16 protein-coding genes are annotated in these 12,921 nt (G+C 63.2%); 6 read left to right on the plus strand and 10 right to left on the minus strand.

Features of this window, described 5'->3' with window-relative positions:
• The first annotated feature begins 210 nt into the window (after positions 1 to 210).
• Complete coding sequence (gene cysK, locus AB7G19_RS20965; protein ID WP_283016563.1) at positions 211 to 1,188, plus strand: cysteine synthase A; 978 nt, start codon at positions 211 to 213, stop codon at positions 1,186 to 1,188.
• Between the two features lie 3 nt (positions 1,189 to 1,191).
• Positions 1,192 to 1,431, plus strand: a complete 240-nt coding sequence (locus AB7G19_RS20970) for a BrnA antitoxin family protein (protein ID WP_028152108.1) — start codon at positions 1,192 to 1,194, stop codon at positions 1,429 to 1,431.
• A 43-nt stretch (positions 1,432 to 1,474) separates the two neighbouring features.
• Here AB7G19_RS20970 and AB7G19_RS20975 read toward each other — a convergent pair whose 3' ends face one another.
• The 5 genes from AB7G19_RS20975 to solA form a co-directional block, all read right to left on the minus strand.
• Positions 1,475 to 2,227, minus strand: coding sequence for an amino acid ABC transporter ATP-binding protein (locus AB7G19_RS20975; RefSeq protein ID WP_085404707.1), 753 nt, complete (start codon positions 2,225 to 2,227; stop codon positions 1,475 to 1,477).
• An 11-nt stretch (positions 2,228 to 2,238) separates the two neighbouring features.
• Positions 2,239 to 3,081, minus strand: coding sequence for an amino acid ABC transporter permease (locus tag AB7G19_RS20980; RefSeq protein ID WP_283016562.1), 843 nt, complete (start codon positions 3,079 to 3,081; stop codon positions 2,239 to 2,241).
• Positions 3,078 to 3,821: an amino acid ABC transporter permease gene (locus AB7G19_RS20985; RefSeq protein ID WP_085404709.1), complete on the minus strand. Its 744-nt coding sequence runs from the start codon at positions 3,819 to 3,821 to the stop codon at positions 3,078 to 3,080. The genes AB7G19_RS20980 and AB7G19_RS20985 overlap by 4 nt, the downstream gene beginning before the upstream one ends.
• A 98-nt stretch (positions 3,822 to 3,919) precedes the next feature.
• Positions 3,920 to 4,732 carry a transporter substrate-binding domain-containing protein gene (locus tag AB7G19_RS20990; protein WP_028152112.1) on the minus strand — a complete coding sequence of 271 codons (813 nt, stop codon included), beginning with the start codon at positions 4,730 to 4,732 and terminating at the stop codon, positions 3,920 to 3,922.
• A 76-nt stretch (positions 4,733 to 4,808) separates the two neighbouring features.
• Entirely contained in the window at positions 4,809 to 5,978 is a 1,170-nt protein-coding gene (solA, locus tag AB7G19_RS20995; protein WP_441268050.1) for an N-methyl-L-tryptophan oxidase, read from the minus strand.
• 125 nt (positions 5,979 to 6,103) lie between these two features.
• Here solA and AB7G19_RS21000 point away from each other — a divergent pair, with 125 nt between their 5' ends.
• Positions 6,104 to 7,063 carry a LysR family transcriptional regulator gene (locus AB7G19_RS21000; RefSeq protein ID WP_354123746.1) on the plus strand — a complete coding sequence of 320 codons (960 nt, stop codon included), beginning with the start codon at positions 6,104 to 6,106 and terminating at the stop codon, positions 7,061 to 7,063.
• A gap of 67 nt (positions 7,064 to 7,130) precedes the next feature.
• Here AB7G19_RS21000 and AB7G19_RS21005 read toward each other — a convergent pair whose 3' ends face one another.
• Both AB7G19_RS21005 and AB7G19_RS21010 read right to left on the minus strand, forming a co-directional pair.
• Complete coding sequence (locus AB7G19_RS21005; protein ID WP_135213696.1) at positions 7,131 to 8,558, minus strand: caspase family protein; 1,428 nt, start codon at positions 8,556 to 8,558, stop codon at positions 7,131 to 7,133.
• 205 nt (positions 8,559 to 8,763) lie between these two features.
• Positions 8,764 to 9,639, minus strand: coding sequence for a DMT family transporter (locus tag AB7G19_RS21010; protein WP_135213695.1), 876 nt, complete (start codon positions 9,637 to 9,639; stop codon positions 8,764 to 8,766).
• A 147-nt stretch (positions 9,640 to 9,786) separates the two neighbouring features.
• On the opposite strand from AB7G19_RS21010, the gene AB7G19_RS21015 reads away from it, so the two are divergent.
• Positions 9,787 to 10,185, plus strand: a complete 399-nt coding sequence (locus AB7G19_RS21015; RefSeq protein ID WP_071913733.1) for a RidA family protein — start codon at positions 9,787 to 9,789, stop codon at positions 10,183 to 10,185.
• Positions 10,186 to 10,244: 59 nt separating this feature from the next.
• On the opposite strand, the gene AB7G19_RS21020 is transcribed toward AB7G19_RS21015, so the two are convergent.
• The 3 genes from AB7G19_RS21020 to AB7G19_RS21030 all read right to left on the minus strand — a co-directional run bounded on the left by AB7G19_RS21020 (position 10,245) and on the right by AB7G19_RS21030 (position 11,875).
• A complete protein-coding gene (locus tag AB7G19_RS21020) occupies positions 10,245 to 10,790 on the minus strand; it encodes a hypothetical protein (protein WP_167767902.1) in 546 nt (181 codons plus the stop codon).
• Complete coding sequence (locus AB7G19_RS21025) at positions 10,735 to 11,079, minus strand: hypothetical protein (RefSeq protein ID WP_014495138.1); 345 nt, start codon at positions 11,077 to 11,079, stop codon at positions 10,735 to 10,737. The genes AB7G19_RS21020 and AB7G19_RS21025 overlap by 56 nt, the downstream gene beginning before the upstream one ends.
• 208 nt (positions 11,080 to 11,287) lie before the next feature.
• The gene (locus AB7G19_RS21030; protein WP_063983185.1) at positions 11,288 to 11,875 is read right to left on the minus strand and encodes a formyltransferase family protein; all 588 of its coding nucleotides are present in this window, start codon (positions 11,873 to 11,875) and stop codon (positions 11,288 to 11,290) included.
• A 189-nt stretch (positions 11,876 to 12,064) separates the two neighbouring features.
• On the opposite strand from AB7G19_RS21030, the gene AB7G19_RS21035 reads away from it, so the two are divergent.
• Both AB7G19_RS21035 and AB7G19_RS21040 read left to right on the plus strand, forming a co-directional pair.
• Entirely contained in the window at positions 12,065 to 12,349 is a 285-nt protein-coding gene (locus AB7G19_RS21035; RefSeq protein ID WP_354123747.1) for a hypothetical protein, read from the plus strand.
• Between the two features lie 335 nt (positions 12,350 to 12,684).
• Positions 12,685 to 12,918, plus strand: a complete 234-nt coding sequence (locus AB7G19_RS21040; RefSeq protein WP_441268051.1) for a hypothetical protein — start codon at positions 12,685 to 12,687, stop codon at positions 12,916 to 12,918.
• Positions 12,919 to 12,921: the final 3 nt, after the last annotated feature.

The raw sequence follows: 12,921 nt of genomic DNA on the forward strand, positions 1-12,921 counted from the left end.
TGGCTTTGAGACCTAAGTCTAACATAGACCGAATCAGTTGACGAGGTCGCAACACAAATGCGTTGGTTTTCTGATAATTACAGCTCACGCGATTTTGCGATGCAGCGTATTTAACATGTGCCGCATTGTCGCTTGCGTGTCGTCCCAAGCTGTCCGTTACTGCACAAGAGACGCTGCAGAAACAGAAATTGTCGTCACAGGGAGTTCATCATGGACGCATCGTCCAACACGGGTGCAGCGCACCAGCCCGGCCGCGGCCGGATCTACTCTTCGATCGTCGAGGCCTTTGGCGACACGCCGATCGTGCGCTTGCAGCGGCTGCCGGGCATGCACGGCGTCAACGCGACGATTTTGGCAAAACTTGAATATTTCAATCCCGCCGCGAGCGTGAAGGATCGCATCGGCGCGGCCATGATCATCGCGATGGAGAAGGCCGGCATCGTCAAGCCCGACACCGTGCTGATCGAGCCGACCTCGGGCAACACCGGCATCGCGCTCGCCTTCGTCGCGGCCTCGCGCGGTTACCGGCTCAAGCTGGTGATGCCGGAATCGATGTCGATCGAGCGGCGCAAGATGCTGGCCTTTCTCGGCGCCGAGCTGGTGCTGACGCCGGCGGCACAGGGCATGAAGGGCGCGATCGCAACCGCCGAGGAGCTCCTGAAGACGACGCCGAATTCGGTCATGCCGCAGCAGTTCAAGAACCTCGCCAATCCCGAGGTGCACCGCCGCACCACCGCCGAGGAGATCTGGAACGACACCGGCGGCAACGTCGATATCTTCGTCGCCGGCGTCGGTACCGGCGGCACCATCACCGGCGTCGGCCAGGTGCTCAAGCCGCGCAAGCCGTCCTTGCGGGTCGTGGCGGTCGAGCCGGAGGAAAGCCCGGTGCTCTCAGGCGGCCAGCACACGCCGCACAAGATCCAGGGCATCGGCGCCGGCTTCGTGCCCGACATCCTCGACCGCTCGGTGATTGACGAGATCGTGAAGATCAACTCGACGACCGCGATCGAGACCGCCCGGGCGCTGGCGCGGCATGAGGGCATCCCCGGCGGCATTTCCTCGGGCGCGGCGATCGCAGCTGCGCTCCAGATCGGCAAGCGGCCGGAAGCTGCGGGAAAAACCATTCTGGCTATAGTGCCGTCCTTCTCCGAGCGGTATCTTTCGACGGCTCTATTTGAGGGAATCTAGGACATGACGGATCAACCGAGGCGGCCGCGCACGCTTGGCGATGCGCGGTCGGAGGCCGAGGCGGCGTTCAAGAAGGTGACCGCCAAGGTCGCCGTGGCGCCACCGAAGCCGAACGTAGCGCCGGGAATCAAGGAGCAGGTCACGCTGCGCATCGACCAGGATGTGCTGGAGTTCTTCCAGCAGGGCGGTCCGGGCTGGCAGGACCGCATCAACGAGGCGTTGCGCAAGGCGGCGGGGAAGTAGCGCCTCCTGCCCAGGGGCGCCGAAGGGCGGCGCGCCGGCGAACTCAGAGGACCTGCGACAGAAACCGCTGCGTTCGCTCGTCCTTGGCCGCCGTAAACAAGGCTTCCGGCGGCCCGTGCTCGACGATCACACCGCGGTCGGTGAAGTAGACGTGATCGGCGACCTCACGCGCGAAGTTCATCTCATGGGTGACGAGGAGGCATGTCATGCCATCCTCGGCAAGCTCCCGGATGGTGACCAGGACCTCCTTGACCGTTTCCGGATCGAGGGCGGCCGTGACTTCGTCGAACAACATGATGTCCGGTCGCATCGCCAGCGAGCGGGCGATAGCCACGCGCTGCTGCTGTCCGCCGGAGAGCTCGCCGGGATAGGTATCCTCCTTCCCCGCGAGCCGAACCTTGGCAAGCAGCGCCCGGGCGCGCGCTTCGACCTCGGCACGTTTCTGGCCGAGAACATGGATCGGCGCCATCATCACGTTCTGGAGCGCGGTCTTGTGCGGGAAAAGATTGTACTGCTGAAAGACCATCCCGACCTTGCGGCGAAGCGCCAGCTTGTCGAGCCTGGGATCGGACACCTCGATGCCTTCGATCTGAATGCTGCCGGACGTGATCGGCTGGAGCGCATTGATGCAGCGGATCAGCGTGGATTTTCCTGATCCGGACGGGCCGATGATACAGATCACCTCGCTCTTTTTGACCGACAGGCTGATGCCTTTCAGAACCTCGAGAGCTCCGAACGACTTTCTGACGTCGACGCATTGGACGATGGGCTGATCCGGAGTCCAGCTCGTGGCCATGCTCTGCTTCCTCAGCGTATGCGGAACCGACGCTCGAGACGAGCGGTCCAGAGGTTGATCGGATAACAGTAGAGAAAGAAACACAGCAGCGCGAAACCGTAGAGCGGCGCGAACAGCTCCGGCCTGCCGCCTTCGGCGGCATGCACCTGCGCCGTCAGCGTGAGCATCTCCGAAACACCGACGATCGATGCCAGCACCGTCGACATCGCGACCAGCGCATAGACGTTCATCCAGGGCGGCAGCATGCGCTTGATGCACTGTGGCAGCATGATCAGCCACATCGTCTGGCGCCGTGTGAACGAGAGCGATTCCGCCGCCTCCCATTGCGTCGACGGAATGGAGCGGACGGCACCGCGCACGACCTCGGCGACATTCGCCATGACAGGCAATGCGAAGCCGACCGTTGCCTTGATCCAGTCCGGCAAGGGGATGGTCGTCTTGAAGAGGGTGACCTGGAAGGGCACCAGAAACATGACGAAGAACAGCAGCACCAGCCAGGGCGCGTTGCGGAAGAATTGAGTCAGGAGCCAGCTGACGGCGGCGAGCGGTCGAAACTCCGACAACAACCCCAGACCCAGGCCAAGCCCGGCGACGGTCCCCAGCAGCATGGCGAGCAGGGAGATCAAGATGTTGAAGGCGAACCCGCGCAGCAGCAGCGGCGACCACTTCACGATGATTTGCAGCGGGGACAGCACCGCCGGACCGGTCTGCGCCCACGCGGTGGACGCGGCCATGATGGCGCAGAAACAAAGGATCGCGGCGGCCAGCGGGCCGATCCGCACGGACATCCGGGGCGGCGCGGGACGGTACGGCAGAAGGACGGCAAGCCTGTGCTCGGGCTGGGCGCCTTTCATCGGGCATATCCCGGGATGCGCATCGCCCGCTCCCAGCGATGCATCAGCCAGACGAGGACGCCGACAAGGATGCCGTAGGTCGCCAGCAATACGACCATCATTTCGAAGACGTTCTGCGATTCCGACCAGATCTGCTTGACCGCATACAGCGTCTCGGGAACGGCGATCGCGTAGGCGAGGGTGGTCGTCTTGAGCAGGTTGACGAGGTTGTTGTTCAGTGCGGGAAGGCAGACGCGAATGGCCAGCGGAAGGACGATATGGACGTAAGCCTTGAGGCGCGTGTATCCGAGCGCCTCCGCGGCTTCCAGCGTCGTCCTCGGCACCGCCTCGATGCCGGAGCGGAAGATTTCGACGTTGAAGGCGCCCGCGAACAGCGACAGCGAAATGATGGCCCATTGGACGTTGCTCAGCAGCGGAACGCGCATGCCCGCCGCCTCGACGGCTGGGAGCATGGTGCCGAGGCCGAAATAGAAAAAGAAGATCTGGACCAGCGGCGGCGTGTTGCGGAACACCACCACGAAAGCATTGACGGGCAACCGCAACAGCATCGACGGACTGCCCTGCAGCAAGGCGCCCACCGCGCCGATGATCAGGCTCAGCAGGATGGTCGTGACACTCAGAAGCAACGTCATCTTGAGCCCGCCGAAATAGCGGTCCCAATCGTAGGCATCGTAGAATACGGAGAAATTCAGCCCCGTCGTTTCGTAGAGCCGTTGAAACCAGTCGCCGATTTCGTGCATTTTGCGCGACACCAAACTGTTGAGGCGATGCCTCGTATCAGTGCATTGGCTCGACCTGCTCGGAGCGCAAGACGGATCTGGCGCTCCGCCTTACGCGTCTATTTGTCCTTGTATTGCTCGTGCATGAGCAGCGAATACTCGGTCGGCGTAATGCCCCACTTCTTTTCCGCTGCCACGATGAAGCCGGTCTTCATCCAGTCCTTTGTCGTATCTTCGAGCAGCTTCTGAAGGCTGGCATTGTCGAGCGCGACAGCGATCATCCATGGCGATGGCAAAATACCTTTCAGGGGCAAGTCGTAGTCCGCCTTCCACTCGTCCTCGAGCAGCTTGCCTTGCAGGAAGGTCTGATCGTAGACATAGCCGATGCAGTTGCCCTGCTTCATGGCGAACAGAGGCTTCTCCGAGCCGTCAAACGCAACGATTTCGGGGCCGTAGGATTTGGCAACGTCCTTGTTGTACCAGGCCCCCGACGTTGCACAGACGGGTTTTCCCTTGAGCTCGGCCCAGTCCTTGATGCCGGACTTCTTGTTGAGAAGGATGTTCACATAGTCCGAGTAGTATAGCGGTTCGATGGCTTGAACCACGCGACGGCGCTCCGGCCTGTCCGACATGGTCGCGATCAGCAGGTCGACCTTTCCCTGCTGAAGAAATTCGATCCTGTTGGAGGCCGCGACCGGAACGAGTTCGAGTTTGACGCCGAGGCGTTTGGCAATGTCTGCGGCGAGATCCGGCTCGATGCCGACCACGTTTCCCGTGGGATCGCGGAAGCCGAAGGGCTTGTAGTCAGCCTTGACGCCGACATTCAACGTGCCGCGCTGCTTGATGGCATCGACGCCATCGGCGGCTTGGGCACTGCCAAGCATCAGCAGCGCCGCGATGCCTGTCATCATGGAACGGACAATGTCTCTCATCGGATGACGCCTCCAGGATTGTGATCACGACGCGCGTTGAGCGCGCTTGTTCAAGATACAAGGCTCGTGCCAAACGTCACGAAAAACGGGAGATGGAGAATGGGCTGAGGTCGATCGCGCTTCGACCGCCGGTCACCATCCCGGCGACGAGGTTGCCGATACCTGCCGAGTGCTTGAAGCCGTGGCCCGAGCACGCCGAGACGACACAAATCCGGTCCTGGTCGGGATGGCGGTCGATGATGAAGCCCCGATCGGGCGTCACCGTGTAGATGCAGGCAGCCGCCTGCGCGACGCGCGGCGTGGCGCCGGCGAGCCGCCCCGCGACGTGCTTCCGGTACATTTCAGCCGATTCCGCGGGATCGACGGTGCGGTCGATGGCGTCGGCCGTCGTGTTGGTCTCGTACTGCTCGGTCGCGACCTTGAGACGACGATCGCCAGGCAGCGGCGGGAAGCCGTAGAGGTAGTCGACATCCGTCGCGCCATGCATCCAGATGAACACAGGGGCGTCGGCGCGATACGCGCTGGTATCGTCGAGCTCGTACCAATGCAGCACCTGCCGCTTCACCGTGAGCACGCGATCAAACGGCGCGCCGAGCAGGTGGGAATTCCAGCCGCCTGCCGACACCACCACCTGGTCCGCCTCGAATGTGCCCGAGGACGTTTCCACCCGAACGGCGGGGCCGCGCTGCGCGATCGAGAGAACCTCGACTCCCGTGCGGATCGTTGCGCCGAGCTGCTCCGCGCGCGTCAGCTGCGCCTTGATGCAGCGCTCCGGAAAAACGTACCCTCCGCCGGGTTCGTAATAGGCCTTCTCGTTGCCCTGGAGATTCAGGAACTGCGGGAAGCGATGAGCCACCTCTCGCCCGTCGATCACTTCATGCGCGATGCCGAAGTCACGCGCGGCCCCAATCGAGCGCGCGACGAAATCCGGCTTGCCGTGGTGCGACGTCTCGCCGACACCGGGCGCTATGACGACGAGGCCGCATGGGTTCAGCAGCTCGGCAGACGTCTCGGCTTCGAGCTCACGCCAGATCCGGTGCGTATCCAGCACCAGGGGCACGTAATCGCGGCCTTCGCCGACCGCCTGCCGGGTGATGCGGGTTTCGCCGTGGCTGGATCCCATCGTGTGGGGCGGGGCAAAGCGATCGAGGCCAACCGCCTTTACCCCTCGCTTGGCCAGTTGATAGAGGGCCGCGCTGCCCATGGCACCGAGGCCGATCACCAGAATATCCGCTTGCTCGCTCATGGATCGGGACTGCTCAATTGTTAGGACGATCCGAAGTCTGCTTTCGGATGCGGCTCTCCTACAAGGATAATTCATATAATGAAGGCAATTTGCATGTTAATATGACTTCCGCTTAAGCTATGGATATGACGCCACCTGTTCCAGACTTGCGAAGCTTGCAGATTGTCGCTGCCGTCGCGGAGTCCGGCAGCATGCTTCAGGCGTCCCGTCAGTTCGGGATGACGCAATCAGCGGTTTCTCAGGCTGTGCGGCGGGCCGAGGCCTCGATCGGCGTCGCGTTCTTCAACCGTAGCCGGAGGCCGCTTACATTGACGCGGGCGGGTCGCATCCTTGCTGGCCGTGTTCGCGATCTGAATCGCGACTTTGACACGTTACTCAGCGCACTCCGGGACGCAGCGAAACTGCCTGAGCGTGTCGATCTGAGGCTCGGCCTCATCGACTCCTATGCCGCCACGGTCGGCGCACACCTCGTCAAGGAGCTCATGACGGGCGAGGTCGCACTGAGTCTGTCCGTTTGGTCGGGCCTTGCTCACTCGCATGCCGAGGCGCTGGTCCACCGAACGATCGACGCGGCGATCACATGCGATGCGATGGATGACCTGTATGATATCGAGCGCTTCCCGTTTTTCCGCGAGCCAAATCTGCTGGTGGTGCCGCGCGGATTGGAAGCCGAATTTGCTGACCTTGATTTGCGGGAGATCCTGACCCGGCATCGCCTGGTCCGGTACAGCGAACGCTCCTATGCAGGCGCTCAGGTCGAGCGCCACCTGAGCCGTTTGGGCATTCGCCCACCGCGGGCCTTTGAGTTTGACACCTCGGACAGCCTGGTCGCCATGGTCGCCACCGGGATGGGCGTAGCGATCACCACGCCGCTGTGTCTGTTGCAGGGGCTCGCTCACGCTGGTCAAGTCAGCGCTCTCCCTCTGCCGGGCCCCGGATTTTTTCGTGAGCTGCTTCTGGTGACCCGCCGTGGCGATCTCTCATCACTGGCGCCGCGCATCGCGGAGATGGCTCGGACGAGCATTACGATGCAGGCGATGCCGCGGATCCGGACGCTAGTGCCTTGGTTCACCCAAGATTACTAGCCATTGCCACCACGAAAAAGGCCCGGCTCTCGCCGGGCCTTTTTGCGTTTTGGAGCCGGGTCCCGCCTCAGCGGCGGAACATGCCGCCCATCATGCCGCCGACGACACCGCCGACGAAGGCCGCGCCGGCATCGCCGCCGCCGCTGTTGCGATGCTGAACCGGTGCGCCGCTCTGGGCCTGGGCCGGGGCAGCACGCCGGGCCGGCTTCGCGCTGTCGTCGCTCGCGGTGGCCGGCGCGGCCGCCACGATCTCGGACAGCAGGGCCTTGTGCTGGAGCTTGTTGAGGTAGCCGGTCGACGGATAGCCGCGGGCGGCCTGCCAGCGCTTCAGCACCGAGCGGGTCTCGTCGGTGAAGGCACCGGTCACCTTGGTGTCGAAGCCGAGCCCGGTCAGGCGGCGCTGCACGTCGCGGCGCTGGCCCTTGTCGAGGCCGATCTGGTCCTCGGTGAGCTGGGTGGAGTCGTCGGTGAAGGTGGCGGGATCGATCCCGGAGTTCAGATTGCGGGTCGCCGTGGACGGGCCGCTCTTGATCGCCGCAAGCCGCGCCAGCGCCAGCGCCTTGAACTGGCCGTTCGGATAGGCCGAGAGATAGGCGTTGAGCTCTTCCGGCTTGTTGGATTCCTTGACCGAGCGCCAGTACTCGAGCTCGACACCGTCGGAGCTGCTCGCTGCCGCCGGCACGTTTCCGGAAGCGGTCGGGGCTGCGTTGGCAACCTGCGTCTGCTGCGACGGGTTGAGATAGACCGCGCCGATCAGGTTGGTGTGGCCCCAGGGAAGCTGGCCCTTACGGGTCTCTTCGTTGACCTGGGCGCGCACCGACGTCATCGCCTGCTGGATCTCGACGCCGGGCTTGGTGATGTTGTCGATCAGTGCGCGTGTGAACGGGCTGTTGTTGCCCTCCTGGCCGTCGAGCGCGGTCTGGCCCGGGCCGGTGGCGAACGCGATCAGCGTGCCTTCGCCCGACTTCATCTCGGCAAGACCGCTCTGCACGTTGACGCTGCGCGTTGCCGAGTTCGACTTGATCTTGGCGGCGAACGGATTGTCGCGGCAGGCATCGAGGAAGACGAGCTTGACCTTGGCGTCGCCCATGGTCTGCTCGAGCGTCAGGTCGATATTGATGGCTGCGCCGAGCTTGACGTCCATCTCCGACTTGATGTCGGCGTCGACGGGCAGGAGGTAGTTGCTGCCGCTGACGGCGATGCCGTGGCCGGCGTAATAGAACACTGCGACATCGGAGCCTTGCGCCTTGCGGCCGAAGTCCAGGAGCTTCTCCGTCATCTGGTCGCGGGTGAGGTTGGATCCTTCGATCACCTCGAAGCCGACATTGCGCAGGGTCGCCGCCATCGCCTTGGCGTCGATCGGCGGGTTCGGCAATTGTGCGACGTTCTTGTAGGAGCCGTTGCCGACGACGAAGGCGACACGGCGGTCGGCCTTCGCGGCACTGACCGACAGTGCCATGCACATCAGCGAAACGAGCAGGGTGAGAGTGCGCATCTGAAATCCCCAACAGAATCGAATTGCAGGCAGCAACAAATTGGCAACGAACCTACACGAAGTGCCCGACTTCGCGCCACCAAAACGGCAGTACGTCGTATTCAACCCGCTGCTGTGTGGCCGAATGTGCACGATGGAAAGACCCTCCAACGTGATCCAGATCACACGGCCACTTCGTTTTTGTCGCGTGAGGCTGCGCGCGGGTTCACTGCGCGCGGGCGGGAACCGGGGCAGTCGGCTTCAGGTTCAGGAGATTGCCGCACAGGATCAGCGTCGCGCCGAGCACGGTCCAGGCGTCGAGCCGCTCCGAATACAGCAGCCAGCCGACAGTCGCGGTGAGCGGCACCCGCAGGAAGTCCATCGGCACCACGATGGTTGCATCCGCGTAGCGGAGCGCGCTGGCGAGGCAATAGTGCGAGAATGTGCCGCAGACCCCGATGACGAAGAGCCATCCCCAGAGAGTGGTTGACGGCCAGGTCCAGACATAGAGCGTCGGCAGCAGGCCCACGACCATCTGCACGACGATCATCCAGAACAGGATCGACAATGCGCTCTCGGTCCGGGTCAGCGATTTCGCCAAGATCATGGAAATGCTGAAGCCGATCGCGGCTCCGAGTGCGATCAACTGGCCCGGATTGATCTCGCCGGTGGCGGGCCGCACGATCATGACGACGCCGACGATGCCGAGCGCGATGGCGGCGATCTTCCAAACGGTCATGCGCTCGGACAGAAACGTTGCGGCCAGCACCGCAGTCCAGATCGGCATGGTGAATTCGATCGCGACGACCTGACCGATCCCGATCAGCGTCAGTGCGTAGAACCAGCCGAGCTGCGCGAAATAATGGACCCCGTTGCGCGCGAGGTGCTGGGGCAGGCGTTTGGTCGCGACCGCCTTGAAACCGCCGGCCCGGTAGATGATCGGCAGCAGCAGCGTGAAGCCGATCACCGAGCGCACTTCCATGATCTGGAAGACGTTCAGCTCGCGCGTGGTCTCGCGGCCGGCAACCGCCATGACCAGCATCAGCGCCAGCCAGCCGGCCATCCACAGTGCAGCCATCGTTTTGGACGGTGTCGCGGTCATCGTTGCTGGTGCGGGTGATCGAGCCCGAGGGGAGGGCCGGTATCGGCGACATCGCCGGCGTTTGCAACGGCCAAAACTGCGGATGCAGCGATGCAGGGCGGCGTGCTAAGGCATCATTGAACAACAAGAAAAGGGAGATCTTCGCTCATGCAAATCTTGCAGCCGGCCGAATGGAAGAAACCGCGGGGCTTTTCTCACGGCGTGGTGGCCGAAGGGCCGGGCCGCTGGGTGGTGCTGGCCGGGCAGACCGGCGGCGACGAGACCGGCAATTACGCGCCTGACATGGCGGCGCAGGTCGCAACCGCGCTGAAGCGGATCATCAAGCTCCTTGGCGAGGCCGGAGCCGGTCCGGAGCACATCGTCCGCCTGACCTGGTACCTGACCAGCCGCAGCGAATATGAGGCCGCGGGCGCCGGCATCGGCGCGGCCTGGAAGGAAACGCTGGGGCGCAATTTTCCGCCCTCGACGCTGCTCTACATCGGCGGTCTCGTGGACGAGCGCGCCAAGGTCGAAATCGAGGTCACGGCGTTCGTGCCGAACGTATAAAACGGATAAAAAAAGCCCCGGCGGAATCGCCGGGGCTTTTGGCTTGAACGCGGTCCGCCTTAGCGCGACAGCGAGATGTTGGCGCCGCGGAACTGGCTGTCCGCGCGCATCGTGACGCTCTGCTTGTTGCCGGACGTCTTCAGCGAGATGTTGGCGTTGAAGCCGGCGGTCGAGGCGACCAGGTCGTAGTTTCCGCCGGCGCCGCGGCCCTGGAGCGAGCCGGAGATGTTGCGGCTGGCCTCGGACCAGCTGCCGGCGATGGTGCCGCCTTCAGCCCTGACGTTGGCGCCGAGATTGAACTTGTAGGCGTCGCTGGCGCAGGTCAGCGACATCTCCATCGTCGGTCCGATCGGGGCGTATCTGGCCCGGCAGCGGATCCGCTCGGTCGAGCCGTCATCGAGCGTGACGGTGCCGGCACCGCTCCAGCTCCCCGCCAGCGGGGCGAACGGGCCGGACTGGGCCTTGCTCTCAGAGTTGGCGATCCCCGCCGCAAACAAAACGGCGGCCGCGATCAGCAGCCGCCGGCTTACGACGCTGATCCCGAATTTCTTACTGGCGCGATGCTTCCCACCGCCCGCTGCACGGTATGCCTGCAGATGCTCCATTCCACTTCCCCGATCCGGCGTTGCCGCTGAGTTGACCGTTGGCATATGCACCATTGATCGAAACTTTCACAAGTCCCCCGCTGCCGATGGTGCCGGAAACGTTAGCGCCGGGCGCGGTGATCTTGCCGTCGGCAACCGTCAGCATGGAGCTCGCGGTCGGCTCGCAGGTACCGCTCTTGGTCACGATGGTGACATGCCAGTTGCCGTCATAGGGGGTCTGGGCGAAAGCGGGAGCGGCGAGGGTGATAACTGAAGCGGCACAGAATGCCGTAATGCGACCAAAACGCATGAATTCCGTCCTTGAATCTGTCTGATATGCTGACGCTTATTCGGCCCAAATGTGACGGAAATTTGTTGCATTGCCAAAGCGAAAATTGTTCCAGTGGAAACAATAGTTTATTTGTGTTTCCGGCTCCAATTTTCGAAGCAGAATCAACGCGCCTTCACGTTAAGGGTAAACGTCAGGAGAGACTCAGGGGAAGGACTGCGGAAGGGACTCACGAAAGACTTGGCGCCAAGGTGGCGAACTGCTCGTCCTGAACCTTGGAGGGCAGCGCCTTGTGGACCTTGACGTAGTCGATCACGTCGGCCAGCAGCTTGAGGCCGAGCGGAGCGAGCGCACGCTCCCAGAGCTCGCGAGCCGTCTCGCCCTTCCTGACGAAGCACCAGTCCTGGGCGGCGATGGCGCCGGCGTCCATGCGGTCGGCAAGATGATAGATCGTGCCGCCGGCGATCGGATCGCCTTCCTTGATGGTCCATTCCACGGCGGCTTTGCCCCGATGACGCGGAAGCAGCGAGGGATGATAGCCGATCCCGCCGTACTTCGCGGCGGCCAGGGCGTCCTTGCCGATCCGGGCGTGGCTGTGGGCGGTGATGATCAGGTCGGTGTCGGGGCCGATTTCGGAGGCGACCACCAGCTTCGGATTGGCCTGGACTGTCACCTCGATGCCGGCCGCCTTGGCGCTCGCGGCGAGGCGATCCTCGGCGTCGGCCACGACGACCCGCACGATCGGGACGCCGTGCTCCCGGAGCATGTTCAGGGTGGTCACGCCGAAATGGCGGGAGCCGACGAGGGTAATGCGCATGGGTGTCCGATCCGTCTCGCAACTGCGTCATCCCCCGATAACACGTCGGTGCGTCCTGTCACCAGCCGCGGGCGGTTTGTGCCGGTTATCAACTATGCACCGGGCGCGGGGCGCGACGGACTCCGCGATTGCGCAGCCGGCCGTTCCGGTGCTTCCATGCGCGTATTGCACCGTTTCAGGAGCGAGCGCATGCGAAGTGCGTGGTTTTTCCTTCTCGCGGCACTGAGCGTAGCCACGCCCGCGCGCGCCGGCGGGCCGTACCCGGCGGTCCCGCCCGAGGTCGGAGTGGCGCCGTTCATCGGTCCGACGTGGGATGCCTATCGTTGCGCCGAAGGGCCGGTCTATAATTTCTACCACGGCGCCTATTACGGCGAGGAGCCGCCCGCGCTCTATCGCGGTTACGCCTACAGGTCGTACTACCGCTACAGCGCCTACCGCAGGCTGCCGCGCAAGTATTTTTGCGTCACGGACTAGCGTTGCCGGGCGGCCACATCGATAGCAAATGATGTATCCGCCGGTTCCTCTGTTTCATTTCTAACATAAGCAGCCCCCGTGTGCCGCTAGAATGCACCAACCGGGGCTGGCCAAATTTGATTCCGAATCCGTTTTCGAACCCGGCTTTGGCCGCTGGCGAGTGATCGCCAGCGGCTTTTCATGCCGGCGCCATCACGAAATCATCAAACGGTAACGCGTTCTCAACCTGCCTGTCGTATCGACGAATCCGTCGCGGATTTGTATTGCGTACCGCGACACCAAAAATGTCCCGCCGGCGTGGGTGCGCCGCGGGCTTTTTTGCCGGGACCGATTTCATGCCGAGCGCAATTGAGCAGATCGTGGACGCCTATGTGCGGCTGAAGAACCGCCGTGGGCTGGACGAGCTGATGATGCACAGGCAGCGGCTCGCGGTCGATCTGAAGAACAGGTCCGGCTATGATTTCAGCCTGCCGATCGGCAAGATCGACGAGGAGATCGCGATCATCGAGGAGGGGCTCAGCCGGCTGAAGGCTCAGTCTCCGGATCCCCGCGGGATACGTCCGATCTGACGC

It is taken from the genome of Bradyrhizobium sp. 215_C5_N1_1 (genome assembly GCF_052075935.1).
Lineage (GTDB): Bacteria > Pseudomonadota > Alphaproteobacteria > Rhizobiales > Xanthobacteraceae > Bradyrhizobium > Bradyrhizobium barranii.